Source organism: Marinimicrobium sp. C2-29 (assembly GCF_038419845.1).
GTDB lineage: Bacteria > Pseudomonadota > Gammaproteobacteria > Pseudomonadales > Cellvibrionaceae > Marinimicrobium.
Genome location: NZ_JBCAQT010000008.1, coordinates 142473 through 165058, shown reverse-complemented (window position 1 = coordinate 165058; position 22586 = coordinate 142473). Strand labels below are relative to the sequence as shown.

The window sequence follows — 22586 nt, the reverse complement described above, 5'->3', positions numbered from 1 at the left end:
CTATGAACGACACCCTCAGGCTCGACAGTGAAAACCGCAGCCTCCTGCTAAGCACGCGGGAGGCTATTCCCGAAATTATCTACTGGGGTGCAAAATTGGCTCAGTCCCAGGCTGTTCACGACTCGGGACAGGAGCCGGTACCCCAGGCCAGCCTGGATCAAAGGGCGCCCCTTAGTCTGAGCGTCGATGCCGGTCGCGGATTATTCTGTCGCCCGGGCATTGCCGGGCAGCGCCAGGGCAAGGATTGGTCTCCGGTATTTTCTTTGACCAAAGTTGAAACCATCGCCCAAGGCTTGGTGCTTCACTGTGAAGACCCTGTAGCGCAGCTGGCAGTCAGCTATACCTTGATTCTGGAGGCTGACACGGATTTGCTCCGTATGTGGGTGGCCCTGACCAACCACTCGGAGCAGGATTATGAGTTGCAGCACTGTGATCTTAGCCTGCCTCTGCCCAGCGATTGCGCCGAGCTGGAGACTTTTGGGGGCCGGTGGTGCCAGGAGTTCAAACCCCACCGTCAGCGTTTGGATCACGGCAGTATCAACCTGACCAGTCGTTATGGGCGCACCTCCCAGCAAAAGCAGCCCTTTTACTTTATCGGTCGCCCCGGCTTCAGCGAAACGCAGGGCCGGGTCTACGGTTTTCAGCTGGCCTGGAGTGGGGACCACGCCATGAATTTCGAGCTGCTGGACAGTGGCCAGCGCCTGGTACAACTGGGTGAGCACCTGGCCTCTGGTGAACTGGTGTTGAAAAAACAACAGACGTATCAAAGCCCGGAAGTTTTGATGGGCTACAGTGACTCGGGCACCAATGGCATCAGTCAGAGTTACCATCAACATATTCGCCAAAAGATTCTACATTGGCCTGAAGCGCGTCCGCGCCCGGTGATACTCAACACCTGGGAGGGCATCTACTTCGACCATGATCCTGACTATATTCTACGAATGATCGACCGCTCGGCCGAGCTGGGTGTGGAGCGGTTCGTGTTGGACGATGGCTGGTTTAAGGGCCGCAATGACGAACATTCCTCTTTGGGTGATTGGTATCTGGATACCCAAAAGTACCCTCAAGGTCTGACGCCTTTGATTGACAGGGTAAACCAGCACGGCATGGAGTTTGGCATTTGGATGGAGCCGGAAATGGTCAACCCCGACTCGGATCTCTTTCGCGCCCACCCGGACTGGATACTGAGCCTCGAAGGCTATGAGCAGCCTATGGGGCGCTACCAGTATGTGTTGGATTTGCAGCAAACAGCCGTCAGCGATTACCTGTTCGAGCGCATTGACGAGTTGCTCACAGACAACGACATTCGCTATATCAAATGGGATATGAACAGAGAACTGGTGCAGCCGGGTCACAAAGGCTACGCGGCCAACCACGGTCAAACCATCTCGCTCTATCGCTTGTTAGAGCGTATTCGCGCCGCACACCCAAGAGTGGAAATCGAGTCCTGCTCTTCCGGCGGGGGCCGCATCGATCTGGGCATACTGCCGTACGTGCACCGCTATTGGACCTCCGATTGCAACGACGCGCTGGAGCGGGTAATGATCCAGAGCCACTTTATGCGCTTTTTGCCGCCCGAATTGATGGGCGCGCATATGGGCGCGCCCGTCTCGCACACCACTGGGCGACAACATCAGCTCAGCTTCCGGGCTCTGGTCGCACTGTTCGGCCATTTTGGTTTGGAGCTGGACCCGGTAAAGCTCAGCGAGTCGGAGATTAAGGACATACAGTACTTTGTGGCCCTGCACAAAGCCCACCGGGAATTGTTGCACAGCGGGCGCTTCAGCCTTTTGACCAACCCGGGAGATCCCAACCTGCTCGCCTGGCAAGTGGTTGGGGGCAATCGCGAACAAGCCCTGGCGGTGTTTATTCAAAAAACCATTACCCAGTATTCGGTACCGCCGTTGTTTCCGCTCACCGACCTGGACCCGCAGCGCGACTACCGGGTGACGGTGCTGCACGGTGCCGAGCCCAGGGAGTTGGGGCCCATGAAGCAGTTGCCCGGCTGGCTGTCGGAGGGAACCCGGCTTAACGGCGACTGGTTGATGAGAGCCGGTTTGCAACTGCCGGTGATGCAGCCGGAATCGGCGTTTTTGGTGAAATTGGAAGCACTATAGCCTCGAGCCGTGTTGTGTTTACTTGCTTCTTTTGGAGCCCATCGCTCCTGAGACCAATAACAACCTTTGTGGAGACCCTACCCGTGTCGGAAGATAATATTCAACTGGCCGTATTTTTCGGCATCGCAGCCCTGATTGCCCTGGCCACGTACCTCAAGTGCAGAGGGCACGGGCGAGGTGCCAGCAGCTCAAACAAAGAGTATTTTCTCGCCGGGGGTGGCCTGTCCTGGATCTTCGTCGCCGGTTCCATCACTCTGACCAATCTGAGCACCGACCAGTTGATCGGCATGAACGGCAACCAGATGGCTCTTCTGGCCTGGTGGGAGTTCGCGGCAGTCGTGGGACTGCTTATTCTCGCCAAGGTATTTTTGCCCGTGTACTATCAAAACAACTGCACCACCACCACCGAGCTGCTAGAGAAGCGTTACGGCAACAAGAACATCCGGGCAGTGATTTCGTCGCTGTTTTTACTGGGCAATATTTTTATATTCCTGCCCGCCGTGCTTTATGGCGGATCTCTTTTTATGAAGTCCAACTTTAACAGCGAATTGCCACTGATCGTGATTGCGCTGTGTTTCGCTGTGGTGGGTGCCGCCTATTCCATATTGGGAGGCTTGCGCGCCGTGGCCGTGTCCGATACCTACAGTGGTGTGCTCTTGCTGGGCATGGGGATGTTGGTGGTTTTTTTGTCGCTCCAGGCCATCAATTTCGATTTCTCCGGCATCCCCAAAGAGCGTTTGACTCTGATTGGCGATGACGATTCGCCCCTGCCTTGGCATGTTCTACTCACGGGCATGATTTTTATTCAAACGTACTATTGGAGCACCAATCAGACTATCACGCAGCGGGCCATGGCGGCACCTACCCTCAAAGAGGCTCAAAAGGGGGTGTTTTCCGCAGCGGCCATCCGTCTTCTTATCATTCCGCCCATGATCGTCATTCCGGGTATCGTTTCTTTTAAGCTGTTTGGCGATGTCGACGATGCCGCTTACGGGATGATTGTAGCGGAAGTTTTGCCAACCTGGCTTTCCGGAGTTTTTGCCGCTGCCATAGCCGCGGCGGTACTCACCAGCTTTAACAGTATTCTGAACTCCTCGGCTTCGCTCTATGTGTGCGACCTGCATGAGAACTACATCAACTCTAAACCCAACGTCCCCCGTTTAGGGATGATTTCCACTTTGGTCTATGTTGTCATTGCTCTCGCACTGGTTCCGGTCTACGCACAGGCCGAAAGCATTATCAACCTGGTGCAGGAGCTATTCGGCCTATTGAGCATGCCGATTCTGGGGACGTTTATTGTCGGGCTATTGTTTAAAAACGTGGATCCGCGGGCGGCAATTATCGCCGTGCTTTCCGGCTCTTCCTTATACGGCTTCTTTATTTTTGTTTGGGCACCCTTTCACTACATTCATATGATGCTGATCACTCTTATCTTTTGCGTCAGCCTGGCGTTGATCGTCAATCGGCTGGCATTTGGTAAAATCGCTCGACTGATTCGCCATCAGGCCAGAGAGGCCAAACCGGGTTAGTGTTCTGGTAAGACCGAAAGTCGACCAGACAAAGGCGTTTAGGTAGGCTGCGGGCCAGCTGGGTAAAGAGTTTGGCCCGCGACTTGAAGGTCATCTGGTTGACCGAGCATGTTTCTGCCCCAGTCACCAGACCGAAACGTTCTCAGTGGACTGAAAATCCCTTAACGGTCACCCCGATAGAAGCGCATGGCGGCGCCCCAGCGATCTTTAAAACCAGGCCAGGCCGGGGTGAAGCTGCCATCGGCCTGTTTGGTCTGTAGGGCCCGTTCGGTTGTGGGCAGGAAATCGCAGGCCGTAGTCTTTGATTTCAAGTAACAGTCCATAAATGCCAGTATAAAATGCTCGTTGATGTCGTTTAGTTGCTCCACGCTCCAAGCGGGTTCTATGTGCCCGCCCAAATCGAACTCGTTTTGATAAAAGACCTTCGTTGGCGGGTGAGGCGCAATGTTGTGGCGCGCGTTTTCATAGACCAACATGAAACGATCCTTTTGCGTCATGGCCTCATAAATGCTTTTAACGCCCGGATCAAAGCCCACTATGTCGTCTTGCTCACCAGCCAGTAGCAGGCTTGGCACTTCGATAGCCGCCAGGCTCTTCTCACTGTGAATGCCCTGCTCCTGGCCCCAGGGTCCCAGAGATACCATGGCGCCCCAGCGTGGGTCGGGATTTTCCCGGCCGGCGTTACAAAAATTGAAGATCGGCGCGAGCTGCTTCGCCTTCGCCTCCGGAAAACCTATCTGGCCCAAAATCTCTGGGGTGAAGTCATAACAACCACCCACCGTATTGAGTGCGCCGTAACCGCCCATGGAATAGCCGATCACGCCGGCATTGTCGGTGTTGGTAATGTCAGACAGGACGAAATCCTCTTCGGCGAAGCTGTCCAACACAAACTGCTGATCGCGCGAACGGTTCATCAGTGTGTCGACGAAACCACCACCGGGATTATTTTCAAAGTCCACATCTACATTGGTAGAACCGGTGTGGTCAATGGCCGCCACCACATAGCCGTGGCTGGCCAAATGCTCGCCCAGATAAAACATGATGTGGCGATAACCCGTGTATCCGTGGGAGATTACCACCAGTGGGAAGTCCCCTGACGGGGCCGGCTTGGCATCCCGGTAGGCGTTACCCTGAATGCTGAACGCCAGTCCGGTGCGGGTTTCGTTGTCGTAATGAGCAAGCTCGCCATCCGTATTTTTATGGGCGGGGTACCAGACCTCCAGGGTCAGCGGACGATCCACCCGACTGTTAAATGTGCTCGTGTCCAGTTGATCCGGATTGACGAGCTCCAGAGTTCTTACGCCCACAGACAGACTCCCGCGCTCGGCCAGTTCCGGCGCAATGGGGGAAGCTGGGCCGTACACCTGCTCGGCGGCCTGGGTCTGGGGAATGATAAATGCTACAAGAGCGACGAAACGCAGTAAAATTTTCATAGTTGACCTTATTGTGTGAGAAAAAGTTTACGTTGGACCCACCGGGGTGGGAGTATCGGTTTACGCTGCTGCCCATTAACCTCAAGCCGCAAACCGAAAGCCTGTTAAGCCAGAGCCGTAATGTCCACTTTTTACGCCCCCTTTGGCCTGAAAGTCAGATGGTAGTGATACTGTGGCGCCTCCAGCCGATACTCAGGGTAGACGCTGGGGCTCCAGGAGTCATCGCCCCCAACTCCCATGTGGAAGCCGTCCAGGTGAACGAAGAGTCCGCCCTCTGGAACCAGTTCGTGCTGATGTCGAGCCTGAGCCAGAGCGGCCTGGGAGTAGGGGCTTACCGAAAAGTGAAAGTGACCCTCTACCTGCAGCTGGCCCACCTCCAACGCCCGGCTGTCGCAACGCAAGCCATTGTCGCTGGGGAAAATATAGGGTGTGTGCAGATCTTTCACCGGCAAGGAATACCGCCCAAAGTCGGCTGACAGCAGTCGATCCGGATAGTTTTCATGCGGTCCGCGGCCAAACCACTCGATCCGCTCAGGGGCTTGTGTGATGGCCAGGCTCAACCCCACTCTGGGTAGAGACGGCAGCCCATTGGCCACATCCACCGCCACGGATAAGTCCACTCGGCCACTGGACCAGATTCGGTAGCACCAGTGGCTGCGCAGTGGAATATTACCGTCGCATTGGTGTCGGTGATGGCTGGACACCCATAGGTGGTCACTGGCCTGCCCCCAGTCCAGCTGCTCGCATACCGCCACGAGACGATCCAGACCGACTTGCTGCCAGCGCACCGCCCAAGCGTTCGGGTCAATATTGTCCGCTTCGCTCACCCCTATGTCGTTATCCAGGGGGGCGCGCCAAAAATTGTCCACCAGCGGCTGGTGCAACAGCTCTTGCCCTTGGCTTTGCCAGCCCCAGAGTCGACCGGTGGTGCGATCGACTTTCAGTTCGAAGTTTTTGCCCACAAAACGCAACTGTTCGGCTTCGACCCGTAATTCGGGCAGGGCTTCTTCCCCGCTCGGTTGGGCCGTCGACAGAGAACGCAACCCGGGCAGGGTGAACTGATTACGCGCCGACTCATGTCCGGCGGGCGACCAGGTCGTAGCCTCGGGTTGCTGAACCCACACATTCAAGTGATACCTGGCCCCTGGCACCGGTTCGGGCAATCGCTCGGCCAAGATCAGCACCTGGCGTTCGCCGGGCATCAACAGTAACGGTTGGTGTCCCTCTTCCAGACATTGGCCGTCCTGGGTAACTGACCAGTGCAGTTGCTCATTGTCGGTGGTGCGAAACAGCCACTCGCTGGTTACCGCCAGTTGCAGGGGGTGGCTCGACACCCACTCAAATTGATAGGGCTGCTGGGCGCGCTTGGCCTCGAAAAGTGCCGGGTGGGGACTGCGGTCGGGGAACAGCAGGCCATTGATACAGAACTGCCGGTCGTTGGGCGTATCGCCAAAATCGCCGCCATAGGCCCAGTAGCGCTCTCCATCCGCAGTAGTATGGCTCAAGCCCTGATCCACCCAGTCCCAGATAAAGCCCCCCTGTAGCCGGGGGTACTGGCGAAAGGCCCGCCAATAGTCGCCAAAATTGCCCAGGCTGTTGCCCATAGCGTGCGCGTATTCGCACAGAATCAACGGCCGGGTTTCTCCCGGCTCGCCCACCCACTTCTGAATGGCCAGCTTGGGCACCGACTCAGGCAGCGGCAGATCGGTGTGCACCCGGGCGTACATTGGGCAGATGATATCGGTGGCCGCCGTGTTCGCCCCGCCGCCCTCGTACTGCACGGGCCGGGTTGGATCCGTCTGCTTGGTCCATTGATAAAGGGCATGATGGTTGGCGCCAATACCCGCTTCGTTACCCAGTGACCAGATAATAATGGAGGGGTGGTTGCGGTCTCGGTGCACCATACGAGTCATTCGCTCCATATAGGCACAAAGCCAGGCCGGGTCGTCCGAGAGTTGACTGGAAGGCCGCATGCCGTGGGTTTCGATATTGGCCTCATCCACCACGTAGAGGCCGTAACGGTCACACAGCTGATAGAACAGGGGATGATTAGGGTAATGGGCGGTGCGCACGGCGTTAAAATTGTGCTGTTTCATCAACCGGATATCCTGCTCCATGCTCTCGGCGTTCACAGCATGGCCCAGCTCCGGATGATGTTCGTGACGGTTGACGCCGCGAATCAGTACCGGTCGGCCATTGACGCGCAACTGGCCTTTGTGGATATCCACCTGTCGGAATCCGACGTCACAAGCCTCGCAATCCAGCAATTGGCCCTGATGATCCTCCAGACTGATGACCAGGCGATAGAGGTGAGGCAGCTCCGCCGACCATTTAAGCGGCTCGCGTATCATCAGGCTATGGTCGACCCGGTCTGTGAAGGCGCCCCGCTCATCCACTTCCCGGTTACCCGGCTTGGCGGTGGCCGGCCCGGCCACCCGCTCATCGCCCCAGAACAATTCGAGCTTTACCTGGCAATCCGGCTCCGACACGCGAGTTTGCACGCAAAGCTCGGCGTCCCGAAAGCAGGCGTCCAGTTGGGTGCGCACGGATAAGTCCTCGATACAGACCCGGGGCTTGGACAAGAGTGTCACATCCCGGAAGATACCGCTCAGCCACCACATGTCCTGATCTTCCAGATAACTGCCATCGGACCAACGCAGCACCATCACCGCCAGGCGGTTGGAGCCGGGTCTTACATAGGAGCTTAGATCAAACTCGGAGGGCAGGCGGCTGTCCTGGCTGTAGCCCACCCAATGGCCGTTGCACCAGAGATGAAAAGCTGAATTGACGCCGTCGAACACTACCCGCGTCTGGTGCTCCAATTGCTCGGGCGTCATCTCGAATGTGGTGGCGTAACAGCCCGTGGGGTTATCGGCCGGCACGCGCGGCGGGTCCAGCGCAAAGGGGTACTGGACGTTGGTATAAATGGGCCGGTCAAACCCCTGGCATTGCCAGTTGGAGGGTACGGGAATAGCAGTCACTCCGGGAAACGATAGGGCGTCATCGGGGCTGCCTTCTAAAAAGGCCGGATCCACTGCCTCGGGTCGCGGATAGAGCACGAAATCCCAATCGCCGTTGAGGCTTAGTCGGCCGTCCTTCCCCTCGCCTTGTTGTGCGGCCCTCCGGTCCGAATAAGCCGCCAGGGGAGCGTGAGCTTTGAGTCGGTTGACATTGGTGACGGCGGGGTTTTCCCAGTCACGACGGGCAAGAATGTCATAAAAAGTGGGCATACCAAACTCCTGAGGGCGTTTTGGGCAAGTGGGATTTAGTCTAGCTCTATTTATATGAATTGTCAGATATTCTGAGCGTAACCATCTGGCCCTCGCCGATAATTGAGCGTTTTTCTGCCGAATTAGCCGCGCAGCGCACCAGGTGATCGGGTCGTTGACGTCGACGGTCTCTAGCTGATGAGTTGCTCATAGGCAAGAGTTTTTATGAAGCCGATCTGCAGATATCCAGGAAGTCATTGGGTTTCAGAGAAGCGCCTCCAACCAAGCCTCCGTCAATGTCTTTTTGTGAAAAGAGGGACCGGGCATTAGCGGCGTTGACGCTGCCACCGTAGAGTATGTGGACTTGACTGGCGATTGAGGCATCGTAACCGGTCAGAAGTTGACGGATATGAGCATGAACCTCTTGTGCCTGTTCCGGTGTGGCCGTTTGGCCAGTCCCGATTGCCCATACGGGTTCATAGGCGATCACAGCATTGGTGAAGCCCTGAATGCCTACATGGTCTATTACGCTTTGTATCTGCGTTGAAACCACCCGTCCGGTTTCTTCCCGTTGACGTTGCTCAAGTGTCTCACCGATACAGAGCACTGGCTGGAGACCGGCGCTCAGCGCTGCTTCAAACTTGGCTGCTACTTGATGGTCGCTTTCCTGAAACAGTTGTCGGCGTTCAGAGTGGCCGAGCAACACATATCGGCACCCCAGATCCTTCAACATTGCAGCGGAGGTTTCCCCGGTGTAGGCGCCCGATTGAAACGCGCTGACGTTCTGGGCGCCGAGGTTAATTCGGCTGTGTGAGACCTGCTCGCTCACTTGCTCAAGGTACGGGAATGGTGGGCAAATGCCGACCTCCAGATGCTCAAATGCGTCGGAACCTGAGAGAATCTGATGGAGAAGTGACGCATTCCCGATCAGGCTACCATTCATTTTCCAGTTGGCTATGACCATAGGTGCAGGCATTGTGTATCTCCTCTGTTGACTTATCGAAGATCAGAGTGAAGGTTGTCTCGAGCGTTGAGGATCAACAGAGGGAGTTGATGGGCGCTCAGGGGTATATTTGTAGTCCTATTTGATAGCAGCGTGAATATAAGTCTCCAGTGACTCGCGTTCCGATGGCGCTAAAAACAGCCCAAGTTTGGTACGACGCCATAGGATGTCGTCAATGTGCCGTGCCCACTCGTTACTGATTAAATACTCTACCTCCCGCTCGTAGAGACCGGCGCCAAAGTGCTGGCCCATATCTTCGATGGATTTGAGACCGGAAAGTATCTGAAAGCTGAGAGTGCCGTAAGACCTCACGAATCGTTTATTGACCTTCTCTGGAAGCCAGGGAAATCGCTGATTAAGCTCAGATTGCAAGCTTTTCTGAGTCGTGAAGTCTCCGCCCGGTAATGGAGCGTCGGCGGTCCAGTTGTCGCCCGCTCCCGGGAAGTGGTCAATAATTCTGTTGACTGCCGCTTCTGCGAGCTTGCGGTATGTTGTTATTTTACCGCCGAACACGGACAGCAGAGGGGCCTGTCCGCCAGGCGCCTCAACTTCAAGGGTGTAATCCCGGGTGACTGCGGTTGGCGAATCGGCTTCGTCGTCTAGCAGGGAGCGTACACCCGAGTAGGAGGAGACAATATCGTTAGCGCTGATTTTCTGTTTGAAGTGATCATTGACGATTGATATCAGGTAATCAATTTCTTCCTCGGATATAGAAGTTTCGGCTGGGTCGCCCTTATGTTCAACGTCCGTAGTACCTATGAGAGAGAAGTCCTCTTCGTAGGGAATAACGAACACAATACGATTGTCTTCGTTCTGCAATATGTACGCTTGAGGTTCGTCATGAATGCGCGGAACGATGATATGGCTGCCTTTGACGAGCCGGATCTTTTTGGGCGAGCGGGTCGTAAGCGCATCGTCAAAAAAGCTGGCTACCCAGGGGCCTGCCGCATTAACCAAAGCTCTGCTGGTGACCGTCTGGTGTTCGCCCGTCACCTGGTTTTCGAGGGTGACCTCCCACAATGAACCTTTGCGTTTGGCGCTGGTACATCGGGTTCTCGTGTGAATTTCGGCGCCCTTGTCTCGGGCCCCCATAGCATTGAGTACCACCAGGCGGGCATCGTCTACCCAACCGTCGGAGTACTCAAAGCCGCGGCTGATACTGTCAACGAGAGCGCTGTCTTCTCCAAACTTGATGCCGCGAGAGCTTTTCAGTGTGGTGCGCTTGGCCAGGTGGTCGTAGATGAACAGCCCCGCCCGAATCATCCACGCCGGGCGCAGGTGAGATCGGTGAGGTAAACGGAACCGAAGAGGCCAGATGATGTGAGGTGCCTTTCGCAGCAGAACTTCCCGTTCGGCCAACGCTTCGCGGACGAGTCGAAACTCGTAGTATTCAAGGTATCGCAAACCGCCATGAATGAGCTTGCTGCTGTTGGAGGAGGTGGCTGAGGCGAGGTCGTTCATTTCACAGAGCAGAACATCCAACCCTCTGCCGGCGGCGTCGAGCGCAATACCGGCCCCATTTATGCCTCCCCCGATAACCAGGAGGTCGTAATCGCAGCTTTCGGTGTTCATGTTTTCCCCTTCTTGTGTCTTCGTCTGTGGAAGGGCCGTAATACCGGCCTCTCGACCGCCTCAACGATACGCTCAAGGTGCAAAACGTTTTCGTTTTCGATACTTTATCACTACCAAACGAACAAAAACAACCATAAACGAACCTTTTGTCCCCTGAAGCCTGGAATTTTGCGTTTCTGGGGCTTTAAATGTGGGGAGGCGGGCACAAATCAGGGCGCCGCAGAGCGGCAGTTCGCGGGTGCGATCTGCTGGTGGAGAAGCCGGGTGCGGGCCGGCAGGGAGAGGTGGGTCAGACGATGTGGAGGTGCACCCGGTTCTGGGTCAGGATGGGTTCTATCTCCGCCGGTGGCGGGGCATCAGTGAAAAAGTGGTTCGCCTGGCTGATGTTGCCAAGTCGAACCATGGCATTGCGTCCGAATTTGGAGTGATCGGCTGCGAGCAGTACCTGGCGCGAGCTCTCAATGATTGCCTGTGCTACCCGGACTTCCCGATAGTCAAAGTCCAGCAGTGAGCCTTCAAGATCAATGCCGCTGATGCCGATAATGCCAAAATCCATACGGAACTGCCTGATGAACTCCTCGGTCGCTTCGCCGATGACTCCGCTATCCCTGTGCCGGACTTCTCCGCCCGCGATTACGACGGAAAAGTCCTCTTTGCGGCCGAGAATCATGGCCACGTGCAGATTGTTGGTCACAACCTGCAGGCCCTTGTGGCCCAGCAGCGCCCGTGCGATGGTTTCTGTGGTGGTGCCAATATTGATGAACAGCGAGGCGCCGTCAGGGATCATCCTCACCAGTTCCGAGGCGATCTTCTCCTTGGCTTCAAGGTTCATGATTTTCCGGGTCTGGTAGGCGGTATTGACCGTACTGGACTCCAGCCCCGCACCGCCGTGATGCCGGCGTATTTTCTGATCTTGGGCAAGGGAGTTAAGGTCCCGACGGATGGTCTGTGGTGTGACCTGGAAGTGGTCTACCAGCTCGTCAATGGTGGCAAAGCCTTTCCTGCGGATTTGCTCGAGGATGAGGTCCTGTCGGCGCTGTTGAGTCATTGGTTTTGCGCTGCTCTTGTTGGGTGTGTCCTGATAGATTTCTATGTTCATGCCTGGTTTTTTGGTTGGATGAGTATATCAAGGCGAGACAGGTTAGTGGGAGAGGTTGTTTCAGCCCTGATTTCGATGAAAAAAGAAAATAATCTTTGGAATATGTGCGATAATGTGGTAAAACGAAAAAATATGAATAAATCTCGTTGAGGCCAAATACACCATGACTGATTATATTTTGGCGATTGATCAGGGAACTACAAGCTCTCGCGCTATCCTCTTTGGGGCGGACGGACGGATACACTATTCGGCCCAGGAGGAGTTTGCGCAGCATTTCCCTCACGATGGCTGGGTTGAGCACGAGCCCGAAGATATTTGGCAGACGGTGTTGCGTACCTGCAAGGAGGTCCTCGGGCAGCTCGACTCAGGCAATGACCGTGTCAAGGCGATTGGTATCGCCAATCAACGTGAAACCACGCTGGTCTGGGATCGCCAGACGGGTGAACCGGTGTGCCGTGCGATCGTCTGGCAGGATCGGCGCACCGGTGAGTATTGCAAGCAGCTTAAGGCTGCGGGGCTGGAGGCCCGGGTAAACGAGAAAACCGGGCTGCTGATAGACCCTTATTTCTCGGCGACCAAGCTGCATTGGATTCTCAACAATATTCCTGGGGTACGAGATCGTGCCGAGCGTGGCGAGCTGGCTTTCGGGACAGTGGATAGTTATCTGATCTGGAACTTGACGGGGGGGAAGGTGCACCGAACAGATGCAACCAATGCCTCTCGGTCTATGCTGTTCAACATTCATTCCCAGACCTGGGATGATGATTTGCTGGAGCTGTTCGAGATTCCCGGCTCTCTGTTACCCGAAGTGATGGACTCTTCTGATGATTTTGGCGTCAGTGATGCACAGGTGCTAGGCATGGAAATCCCCATTCTTGGGGTGGCTGGTGATCAGCAGGCTGCACTTTTCGGGCAAACCTGTTTCCGTGAAGGGATGGCCAAAAGTACCTATGGTACGGGCTGTTTTATGGTTGTGAATACCGGTGGTAGAGCCCTGAAGTCAAAAAGCCGCTTACTGACCACGGTGGCGTACCGTCTTAATGGCCAGACGACCTATGCGCTGGAGGGCAGTATTTTTGTGGCGGGTGCGACGATTCAATGGCTCAGAGATGGTCTGCAGTTGATTGCTGAAGCGGGCGAAACAGAACCTCTGGCTCGGCAGACCTCCCTGGATCACGGCGTCTATATGGTGCCAGCGTTTACCGGACTGGGCGCACCTTATTGGGATCCCAGCGCCCGTGGTGCGATTTTTGGTTTGACTCGAGATACGGGAATAAAGGAAATTGTGACAGCGGGGCTGCAGTCGGTCTGTTACCAGACCAAGGACCTGCAGAAAGCCATGGAAAATGACGGAGAGAGACCCGTGGTCCTGCGGGTGGATGGTGGCATGGCGGCAAACAACTGGGTCATGCAGTTTCTGGCGGATATTCTGGGTGCCTCGGTGGATCGGCCCGAAATCACTGAAACCACGGCGCTGGGCGCCGCCTATCTGGCAGGGTTGAAAGCGGGAGTATTCGGGTCACTCTCTGAGCTGGAGTCAATGTGGCTCTGCGATCGGCGATTTAAGCCTGAAATGACCAAGGAGCGGCGCGATGGTTTCTACCTCGGCTGGCAGCAAGCCGTTCGCCGTGTTCAGTGTGATTAGTGCCCGTGTTTACACTTCAACGGCCCATCAAATCTGCGACAGTTCAACGACCCACTGGCCCATTTCCCGGTGGGCCGGCCCATTAGTCACCAAGACTCAAATGAACACGCATTTTCCACTCCCGGCGTTCAGACGGTAGCTCATCGGAGATGGGTGTGCTCGGTCGAGCTGCTCTGTTCCACAACCCCCCCCCTTTTTTCTAGAGCCAGTGTCAGATTTGGTCTGCACCAATCAGTGTTACTCGACCACCTGAGCTGGACCGGCCTTCTTCTTAGATCCTATTGCGTTAAAAGACTACGATTTATATGAAAAAACAGTCAGTTGAAGCCCGTCTTTGGCTTTGACTCAGCTCGGGCGTTGGTCTACTATTAATTTATTACTAATATTATTAGTGATAAATTAATCTGCCTTGCTGAAGCATTCATTCGTTAAGGGAAGAACCGATCAATCAAGTACGTAATACCAACACAGGCAGCTATCTGAACACAATAATCATGAGAGGAGGATTGCTGATGACTACCATCACAATGCAAAAAATACCGGGCAAGCCAAGCAAAGCATTACTTGGTAAGCTTACAGCCTGCGCCTTGAGTCTACCGGCTCTGAGTTTTGCCCAGGCTCAACCCGAGGATTCCGAACTTGCCCAGAATCAGCAAGCGCCTGCGATTGAGGAGATTGTAACTGTGGGTTCTGCGCGTGGCGCGACCATGCAAGAGTCCACCATCGCGGTGACTGCCATTGATGAAGAGGCTTTGACCAAAATAAATACCCCCGGAAACATTTCCGACGTTCTGAGAGCGGTACCGGGTATCACCATTGAAACCTCAGGCAACAGCGACTTTAACCTTTTGACCAGGGGCTTCCCGCAAAACTTCTCTCCGGCTGGCAATATATATGTGCAACTTCGCGAGGACGGCCTTCCCATACTGGAGCAGCCCCTGTTCGTGGATCCGCAATATTTCTCCGGCGGTCATGGCCTAAGAAGTGTTGAGGCAGTACGCGGCAGCACTGCAGGCATCTGGGGCACCAACTCACCAGGGGCGCTGGTGAACTTTGTCACTAAAGAGGGCGGCCCGGATACCGAGGGAGAGTTCAGTGTCACCACAGGACCTCAGGGCCTGTTCGATCTGAAAAGTCATATCAGCGGCCCTATCGAGCGTTTTGACGACACCTACTACAGCTTCTCGGCGAATTATGTCTATGACGAAGGGGTCAGAGATCGGGATTATTTCCCTCTGAATAAAGGCGGTGAGATATACGGCAACATCATCAAGGAGTTCGACCGTGGCCGGGTTAAATTCAGTGCCAAGTGGAAGGACAAAATTGCCCATCAAACTCGGCCGGGCCTTGTCAGCTTCAGTTCTGACAGTGGTTTTAGCGAAACGCCATACTACGATATTAAAGAAGACAATTTTGTGCTCAATGACTTTGACCGCTATTCAGTGCCAACCCAGGGCGGGGGAACACAGGAGCGCGAGCTGAGTAATGGTAACCACGTAGACTTTTACTATGTGGGCGGTGAGCTTGAGTACGACCTCACCGACACCTGGAAAAGCACCACCAAAGTCCGCTATACCTCGGGGAGTGTTTCAACCGATATCGATATTAACCTGTTCCTCACTCCGGTTTTGGATGTTGCTCAAAGCGCCATGGACCAGGTTGGTGCCGACAGCTTTCGGGTGGAAACCACCTACGGACCCAAAGAGGTTTGGACCGAAGAGCAAATCAGAGCCGGCGAACTTGGTCCGGACGGACTCTTTTCGGATGACATCCTGATCGCCTGGGACTGGGAGAATGACAACTTCTTCCTGCATCAACAGTTCGACCATGTCGCCGATAGAAACAGTTTCTCGGGCGCATTTTACTTCAGTCATTTTACTCGGGACCGGGTCGGCCAATTTCATCGACCATTTCGTGAAGCGGTGGGAAGCCCAAGAACGCTCGATCTTATCATGATCCGCGACGGCGAAGAGTTCGGGGCGACTAAAAACGGGTTTTTGCAGTTCAACACCAACAACCGGGATGAAAAATCCGAACAGACTGTCATGGCCGGTATTTTTGAGGACGAATTCCAGGTAACCGACAAGCTCGATATTACCGCATCTTTGAGAATTGAATTCAAAGACGTTTTTGAGAACGAAGCTCGCTTTGAAGCTGTCGATCTTGATGGAAATCCGGACACACTTTACGACAACAGCTTCCTGCAAAAATCCGGCGAGTTTGTCACACTTGAAGACGATTTCATGAATGAGTCATGGACCCTGGCGGCAAACTACCAGTTCACAGGTGATCTCGGTGTATTCGTGCGCTATTCCGACCTGTTTTTATCCAGAACTATTCAGGACTATACAGAGAAAAATAGTGTTGAACAGGTCGATGAAGCCGTCCCAGACCAAAACGTGGACATGGCAGAGGTCGGCTTTAAATACTACGCCGGCGACTTTGATGTGTTTGCTACGGTGTTCTACGCGGAGCTGGAAGGCATACCTTTCAACCGTTTTGAGCAAAACTCCGATGGTACAATTGTCGAAACGCAGACCTTTGGCGGATCCGAGTCTTACGGTCTGGAACTTACCTCTTCATACCGTTTCTCTGACCGGTTCAGTCTCGATGCAAGCCTCGCCTACCTCGAGGCCGAATACGTGGATACGTTTGTGTGCTGCGATGCCGACGGTCTATCCATTGACGTGTCCGGTAATCAGATTATTCGTCAACCCGAGATCAACTTCCGGCTAACGCCCACCTTCTCGATAACGGATAACCTGGAGTTTTATACCGCGATTCAATACTTCGATGAACGCCCCGGAAACGAAGCCAATACGGTGTTCTTTGATGCATACACCAATGTCGATCTTGGCTTGACGTGGCGCAGCAATAATGGCTTTTATGCAAAAGCGCAGGTTATCAATGCCCTTGACGCCGAAGGCCAGCAAGAGGGGTCTGTGCAAGAGGGAAACCAGATTGGTGTGAATGTTCAAGATCAGCTGACTCTGGGCCGGTTCATTCCGGGAGTACAAGGCCAGCTGACGCTGGGCTACTCCTTTTAATTAGAGTATTCACATTTCAACTTATGTGCTTAGTATGGGCTTGTGCCGACAGTGGATAAACTCCTGTCGGCACCTTTTTTCGATCCCCCTGAAATGCGAAGACGCTGACAATGTCCGCCTCCCAAAGGCTTTTACAATCCGCTTGCCAAGCACCAGAAAGAGCTAACACCATGACTGTAACCGAAAAGATAAGAAAAATGGAATTGTCCGCCTATTTTTCATACGGACTGGGTCAATGTCTCAGCTTTGGCCTGGTCGGAACCTTCATTATCATTTTCTACACTGATGTTCTGGGTATATCAGCCCTGGCCGCCAGCACAATATTCGTCATAGCCCGAACCTGGGATGCCGTCAACGATCCAATGATCGCTGGTTTTATGGACACACTGCATTTCAAAGCGGGGAAATTCCGTGGTTATCTAAGGGTAATGCCCATTTTTATTGTGGTTATAACCGCTCTTTGTTTTTTCAACCCCGGATTTGATGAAACCGGGAAAGTGATATGGGCGGGAGCCACCTATATCATCTGGGGTATGTGCTATACCCTGTCCGATGTGCCCTTTTGGTCTATGTCCGCCGTTATGACCCAGGATTCACAAGAGCGCGCAAAGCTTCTTTCGGCCGCCAACCTCGGCGTTTTTGGTGGCATTGGCGCCGCCTCAATGCTGCTTACCCCGGTTATGGAGGTCATAAGCCGCCACTTTCCTGAGCAGGAATACTTTATTGCGGTATCCATCATCATGTTGGTGGGCTATGGTCTGATGCATATCGGTTATAAAAACACACGTGAGCGCGTCCGGCCTCCACAGGATAAAATAAAATTGAAGGATGTAGTGGAGACCGTAAAATCCAACAAGAACATGTTCAAAATCCTTTTGATATTCTTCAACAACGTGTTCATGAACCTCGTCCAGGGCGCGATTGTATTCTTTTTTACTTACAATATCGGTAAGGCCGGATTGATGTCAATTTTTGGAATCATATCCATCGGTAGCGCAATCGCCTTCTTTTTTATTCCCATGTTGACTCGGCGTTATCGAAAAAAAGACCTTTTGATGACCATCCTTTTGGTGGACATATTCATTCGAATAGTCTTTTTCAGCACTGGCTACGACAACCTCATTCTGGTTTTTGTGTTCCTGACCATCGGTCAAGTACTCTATTCTTCAACGGCGCCCATCATTTCAACCATGCTGGCTGAAACCATCGAATCAGCGGAACTTAAGACCGGCCGTCGGTGTGAGGCGATCGTATTTTCAGGTCAAACGTTTGTTGGAAAGCTGTCTGTGGCGGTTGCGGGTGGCATGACGGGAGTTTTGCTCACGGTTATCGGTTATGTCCCCAATGAATCTCAGACGCAGGACACTTTAACCGCACTGTTTTTTGTGATTTCGCTGTTACCCGCTCTGGGTGCACTCATTAGAGTTCTGATTTTACTGACCTACACCTACACCGAAGAAGATCATCGGGAGATATTGGTCGAGCTTGATGCAAAACGGGCTTCGGCGGCTTCAACCTGATTTTTATACAATTGCCGAATACTAATTTTATAGTCAGCTGGAGTTACAATGAACACCAAGATGTCGTCAAGAAAAGCCTGGAACTGGCACCGCCAACACAATTGGCTGTGCGGTTTCAATTATTTGCCGAGAACAGCGGTAAACTGGAATGAAATGTGGCAAAAGGAGAGCTTTGACGAGGAAACCATTCGTCAAGAGCTGAGCTGGGCTGCGGACGTTGGCTATAACAGCCTTAGAACCAACTTGCCTTTCATTGTCTGGGAACAAAGCCCACGGGAATTAAAGGATCGGGTAGCCCGTTTTCTCTCGATCTGTGAAGGCTTTGGCATAAGCGTCATGCTGACGTTGCTTGATGACTGCGAATTCTCGGGCGAGCCGCCGCGCCTTGGACGTCAACCTTCACCTGAGGCCGGAGTGCATAACAGTCGGGCGGTAGGAAGTCCCGGGCGCGCCATGGTAATGACCCCCGAAGAATGGCACAAAATTGAACTTTACGTTAAAGATGTCATTGGGGAGTTTGTATCGGATTCGCGCGTGGCCATTTGGGATCTCTACAATGAGCCCAGCAACCGAATGATATTTAATGCCGGCGTTGAGCAGGAGTTCGATGTTGAGCTGGAGGAGCACAGCCTCAGGCTCATGGAATTATGTTTTATGTGGGCGAGGGAGGTCGGGCCCACCCAACCGCTCACCGTTGCCGCTTGGCACACCCCTAGCGTTTTTGAGCCTGATAGGCCGCTGTTTGGCCATCCAACCGATCAGCGCGCTTTGGAACTCTCAGATATCATCAGCTTTCACGCCTATATGCCACTTGAGCAAATGCAACAGGCTATTGAGTTTCTAAAAAGTTATGAGCGGCCCCTGATTTGTTCGGAGTGGATGGGACGGCATGTGGGTTCTCTGCTGACAGAGCAGCTTCCGCTTTTTTGTCGGGAGGCTATAGGGTGTTACCAGTGGGGATTGGTCGAGGGAAAGACCCAGACTTATTTGCCCTGGCCAATGTTGAGCCGAATCAATGCCGCCTCCTCCGGTGACTGGTTTCACGACGTTTTGCACAGTGACGGTTCCGCTTACGATAAGGAGGAAACAGATCTGGTCCGTAATCTGACAGCAGCGAATCGGAATGAGCAACGAGGTCTCGACCGCTGAATTGTCTTATACCGTAAGACTGGGTAGAATCCCGGGACTTACGTCCCTCGGAACTAGACTCTATGCCTAACACTTCCTCCGGCAGCAAGTCCAAGGTCACCATGAAAGACGTCGCCAAACACGCCGGCGTCTCTCAGTCCACTGTATCCTTTGTGCTAAACAATGTGGCCGATGTGTCTATCGGGGAGGAAACCCGGAAAAAGGTGCTGGCAGCCGTTGAGGAGCTGAACTACAAGCGTCGCCCCCAGGGCCTATATGTACCCTCCCCGGTTGTGCCCACACTGGGCTTTATCGTGGATGAGGTTGCTACCAGCCCTTTTTCCGCGATTACCATTGAGGGAGCCCAGGAGGCGGCCTGGCAACATGGTCACCTATTGGAGGTGGGCATGACCGGGGAGGACCGGGAGTACGAAACCGCCTTGCTCAACAAATGGATTGCCCAAGGGGTGGTGGGCGTCATTTACTGCTCTATTCTGACTCGCTCCATAACACCTCCCGAAGCCCTTGGACGCGTTCGGAGTGTGTTGGTGAACTGTCACTCTGATCAGGTGCACTACCCAGCCATAGTGCCTTCTGAAGTTTTAGGGGGCTTCGCTGCTACCGAGGCGTTGATCGAAAGGGGATATCAGCGCATCGCCTTTATCGACGGTGAAATGTGGATGGAGGCGGCGAAAGACCGCTTGGCTGGCTATCGGAACGCGCTTACCACCCACAATATCCCGATTCGGGAAGCGCTGATCAAAGAGGGAAACTTTCTGCCCAGCGGCGGCTACCAGCAAACCCTGGCGTTACTAGATCAGACCCCTGTGCCAGATGCTATATTTTGCGGTAACGACTTGACGGCTGTTGGCTGTTACGAGGCGCTTAAAGAAAGAGGACTGCGAATACCTGGTGACGTTGCCGTCATGGGCTACGACGACCAGGAAATCGCCCAGCACATGAATCCGGGGCTCACAACCGTGCTGCTCCCTCACCGGGAAATGGGACAGTGGGCTGTTGAATTTTTGTTATCTCCTGGCGACACCAACACCAAACGTACCGTTAAACTGGAGTGCCCGCTGGTCATACGCGACTCGATATAACGACGACGCAGGAAGTACTCGAGGCCAGTTCAGTTCTTCGCCCGATTGATCCGCAGCACAAAACTCAGATTGCGCACCCGGCGCATGATGTTGGCCAGGTGGATCCGGTTATGCACGCCGATGCACAGGTTGATCACGCTGTTGTGGGCATCGCGCTCGTTGACCTTGATGTGTTCGATGCTGCCGCCCTGCTCGGTGATGCGGGTCGCCAGAGTGGCGATGATGCCCCGCTCGGACTCCACTTCGACTCGCACATCGACCAGGAACTCACCGCTCACGCTGGGCGCCCAGTTGACGTAGTTGATCTTCTCGGGCTTGTGGCGCAGCTCGGTAATATTGCGACAGGTGTCCTGGTGCACGACCAGGCCTTTGCCTGAACTGATGTGCCCGATGATGGGGTCGCCGGGGATCGGCCGGCAGCAGCGGGCAAAAGTGATCATCATCCCCTCGGAGGAGTCGATCGCCAGGGGCGAATAGATGCTGCCGCTGGGCGGGTTCACATCCGCGTCCGGTTGCAGCAACTTGGCCACGGCCTGGGCGACCCGGTTGCCCAGGCCGATATCTTCCAGAAGCGCCTCGATGGACGGCATCTGGGTGACTTTGAGCAAGCGCTCCTGCTGTTCTTCGGTGAGCTGATCCAGTGTCAGGCCCACCTCGCCCAGGGCGCGACCGAGCAGGCGTTTGCCCAGGGCCACCGACTGGTGGTGGCGCTGGTGCTTGAGGAAGTGACGGATGGCGCTGCGCGCTTTGCCTGAGACCGTGAAATTGAGCCAGTTGGGGTTGGGCTGGGCGCCCTGGGCGGTGATGATGCTGATCTTCTGGCCGCTGTGCAGTGGCTGTGACAGCGGCGCCAGCCGGCCGTTGATGCGGCAGGCCACGCAGTTGTGGCCGATGTCGGTATGCACCGCATAGGCAAAATCGACCGGGGTGGCCCCGTGGGGCAATTCGACGATGCGACCCTTGGGCGTGAAGACGTACACCTCGTCCGGGAAGAGGTCGATCTTGACGTTTTCGATGAACTCCAGCGAATCGCCCGCCCGGCGCTGCATCTCCAGCAGCCCCTGCACCCACTGGCGTGCGCGGCTGTGGCTGATGCTCTCATCGCCATCGTTCTTGTAGAGAAAGTGGGCGGCAATGCCATTGTTGGCCATTTCGTCCATTTCCTTGGTCCGGATCTGCACCTCAATGGGCACGCCGTGCATACCCAGCAGCACGGTGTGCAACGACTGGTAACCGTTGGCCTTGGGGATGGCGATGTAGTCTTTGAATTCCCCCGCCACGGGCTTGTAGAGGTTGTGAATCACACCCAGTACCCGGTAGCAGGTGTCCACGCTGTCCACGATGATGCGGAAGGCGTAGACGTCCATGATCTCCTTGAAGTACTTCTTCTTCTGCCGCATTTTTTCATAAATGCTGAACAGGTGTTTTTCCCGGCCCAGTACCAGGGCGGTCAGGTTTTCCCGCGCCAGGCGCTTTTCGATGGCGGTCTGGATCTGCTCGACCAGCTCCTTGCGGTTGCCCCGGGCGGTTTTCAGGGCGGCCTGCAGGCGGGTGGCGCGCAGCGGGTGCATGGCGTAGAAGCCGCGGTCTTCAAACTCCAGACGCATGTCGTTCATGCCCAGCCGGTGGGCGATGGGGGCGTAAATTTCCAGGGTTTCCTTGGCAATGCGGCGCTTTTTGTGCGGCGGCATGGCGCCCAGAGTGCGCATGTTGTGCAGCCGGTCGGCCAGCTTGACCAGGATTACCCGCAGGTCGTTGGCCATGGCCAGGGCCATTTTCTGGAAGTTTTCCGCCTGCTTCTCGGCGTGGGACTCGAATTCGATCTGGGTCAGTTTGCTCACCCCGTCCACCAGCTCGGCCACGGTGGGGCCGAACTGTTGGGTGATGGCTTTTTTACTGATGCCTGTGTCTTCGATCACATCGTGCAGCATGGCGGCCATCAGGCTCTGGTGGTCCATGTGCATGCTGGCGAGGATGTCGGCGACGGCCAGGGGGTGGGTGATGTAGGCTTCGCCACTGCGGCGTCGCTGCCCGTCGTGGGCCTGTTCGGCGTAAAAGTAGGCCCGCTTCACCAAATTGATTTGGCTGTACTCGAGGTAACTTGAAAGCCTGTGACTCAAGGCTTCAATGGTCTGCAAGGCCGTCCTCCAAACGCCACCGGGCGGAGCCCGGGGCTGGTGT

Annotated in this window: 13 protein-coding genes; 7 read left to right on the top strand and 6 right to left on the bottom strand. The window is 54.7% G+C overall.

The window, feature by feature from the left end:
- Nucleotides 1-2: 2 nt before the first annotated feature.
- Both AAE484_RS09820 and AAE484_RS09815 read left to right on the top strand, forming a co-directional pair.
- Nucleotides 3-2117, top strand: coding sequence for an alpha-galactosidase (locus AAE484_RS09820; RefSeq protein ID WP_341938202.1), 2115 nt, complete (start codon nucleotides 3-5; stop codon nucleotides 2115-2117).
- Nucleotides 2118-2200: 83 nt separating this feature from the next.
- Nucleotides 2201-3646 (top strand): SLC5 family protein, encoded by a 1446-nt coding sequence (locus AAE484_RS09815; RefSeq protein WP_341938201.1) that lies wholly within the window; start codon nucleotides 2201-2203, stop codon nucleotides 3644-3646.
- A gap of 161 nt (nucleotides 3647-3807) precedes the next feature.
- Here the strand turns inward: AAE484_RS09815 and AAE484_RS09810 are convergent, their stop codons facing one another.
- The 5 genes from AAE484_RS09810 to AAE484_RS09790 form a co-directional block, all read right to left on the bottom strand.
- Nucleotides 3808-5079 carry an alpha/beta hydrolase family protein gene (locus AAE484_RS09810; protein ID WP_341938200.1) on the bottom strand — a complete coding sequence of 424 codons (1272 nt, stop codon included), beginning with the start codon at nucleotides 5077-5079 and terminating at the stop codon, nucleotides 3808-3810.
- 131 nt (nucleotides 5080-5210) lie between these two features.
- Complete coding sequence (locus tag AAE484_RS09805; protein WP_341938199.1) at nucleotides 5211-8309, bottom strand: beta-galactosidase; 3099 nt, start codon at nucleotides 8307-8309, stop codon at nucleotides 5211-5213.
- Between the two features lie 202 nt (nucleotides 8310-8511).
- Nucleotides 8512-9264 (bottom strand): triose-phosphate isomerase, encoded by a 753-nt coding sequence (tpiA, locus tag AAE484_RS09800; RefSeq protein ID WP_341938198.1) that lies wholly within the window; start codon nucleotides 9262-9264, stop codon nucleotides 8512-8514.
- A gap of 105 nt (nucleotides 9265-9369) precedes the next feature.
- Nucleotides 9370-10863 carry a glycerol-3-phosphate dehydrogenase gene (gene glpD, locus AAE484_RS09795; protein WP_341938197.1) on the bottom strand — a complete coding sequence of 498 codons (1494 nt, stop codon included), beginning with the start codon at nucleotides 10861-10863 and terminating at the stop codon, nucleotides 9370-9372.
- Between the two features lie 289 nt (nucleotides 10864-11152).
- Complete coding sequence (locus AAE484_RS09790) at nucleotides 11153-11911, bottom strand: DeoR/GlpR family transcriptional regulator (protein ID WP_341938196.1); 759 nt, start codon at nucleotides 11909-11911, stop codon at nucleotides 11153-11155.
- A 214-nt stretch (nucleotides 11912-12125) separates the two neighbouring features.
- On the opposite strand from AAE484_RS09790, the gene glpK reads away from it, so the two are divergent.
- From glpK to AAE484_RS09765, 5 genes are all read left to right on the top strand, one after another.
- A complete protein-coding gene (gene glpK, locus AAE484_RS09785; RefSeq protein WP_341938195.1) occupies nucleotides 12126-13607 on the top strand; it encodes a glycerol kinase GlpK in 1482 nt (493 codons plus the stop codon).
- Between the two features lie 512 nt (nucleotides 13608-14119).
- The gene (locus AAE484_RS09780) at nucleotides 14120-16654 is read left to right on the top strand and encodes a TonB-dependent receptor (RefSeq protein ID WP_341938194.1); all 2535 of its coding nucleotides are present in this window, start codon (nucleotides 14120-14122) and stop codon (nucleotides 16652-16654) included.
- A gap of 170 nt (nucleotides 16655-16824) precedes the next feature.
- Nucleotides 16825-18174: an MFS transporter gene (locus tag AAE484_RS09775; protein WP_341938193.1), complete on the top strand. Its 1350-nt coding sequence runs from the start codon at nucleotides 16825-16827 to the stop codon at nucleotides 18172-18174.
- A gap of 48 nt (nucleotides 18175-18222) precedes the next feature.
- Nucleotides 18223-19323 (top strand): hypothetical protein, encoded by a 1101-nt coding sequence (locus AAE484_RS09770; RefSeq protein ID WP_341938192.1) that lies wholly within the window; start codon nucleotides 18223-18225, stop codon nucleotides 19321-19323.
- Nucleotides 19324-19385: 62 nt separating this feature from the next.
- Complete coding sequence (locus AAE484_RS09765; protein ID WP_341938191.1) at nucleotides 19386-20405, top strand: LacI family DNA-binding transcriptional regulator; 1020 nt, start codon at nucleotides 19386-19388, stop codon at nucleotides 20403-20405.
- A gap of 29 nt (nucleotides 20406-20434) precedes the next feature.
- Here AAE484_RS09765 and spoT read toward each other — a convergent pair whose 3' ends face one another.
- On the bottom strand, nucleotides 20435-22543 hold the full coding sequence (gene spoT / locus AAE484_RS09760; protein WP_341938190.1) for a bifunctional GTP diphosphokinase/guanosine-3',5'-bis pyrophosphate 3'-pyrophosphohydrolase: 2109 nt from the start codon (nucleotides 22541-22543) through the stop codon (nucleotides 20435-20437).
- Nucleotides 22544-22586 lie beyond the last annotated feature (43 nt).

Coding starts and splice junctions, on each gene's coding strand:
- AAE484_RS09820 (WP_341938202.1), top strand. CDS start 3: ATGAACGACACCCTCAGGCTCGACAGTGAAAACCGCAGCCTCCTGCTA.
- AAE484_RS09810 (WP_341938200.1), bottom strand. CDS start 5,079: ATGAAAATTTTACTGCGTTTCGTCGCTCTTGTAGCATTTATCATTCCC.
- AAE484_RS09805 (WP_341938199.1), bottom strand. CDS start 8,309: ATGCCCACTTTTTATGACATTCTTGCCCGTCGTGACTGGGAAAACCCC.
- tpiA (WP_341938198.1), bottom strand. CDS start 9,264: ATGCCTGCACCTATGGTCATAGCCAACTGGAAAATGAATGGTAGCCTG.
- glpD (WP_341938197.1), bottom strand. CDS start 10,863: ATGAACACCGAAAGCTGCGATTACGACCTCCTGGTTATCGGGGGAGGC.
- AAE484_RS09790 (WP_341938196.1), bottom strand. CDS start 11,911: ATGACTCAACAGCGCCGACAGGACCTCATCCTCGAGCAAATCCGCAGG.
- glpK (WP_341938195.1), top strand. CDS start 12,126: ATGACTGATTATATTTTGGCGATTGATCAGGGAACTACAAGCTCTCGC.
- AAE484_RS09780 (WP_341938194.1), top strand. CDS start 14,120: ATGACTACCATCACAATGCAAAAAATACCGGGCAAGCCAAGCAAAGCA.
- AAE484_RS09775 (WP_341938193.1), top strand. CDS start 16,825: ATGACTGTAACCGAAAAGATAAGAAAAATGGAATTGTCCGCCTATTTT.
- AAE484_RS09770 (WP_341938192.1), top strand. CDS start 18,223: ATGAACACCAAGATGTCGTCAAGAAAAGCCTGGAACTGGCACCGCCAA.
- AAE484_RS09765 (WP_341938191.1), top strand. CDS start 19,386: ATGCCTAACACTTCCTCCGGCAGCAAGTCCAAGGTCACCATGAAAGAC.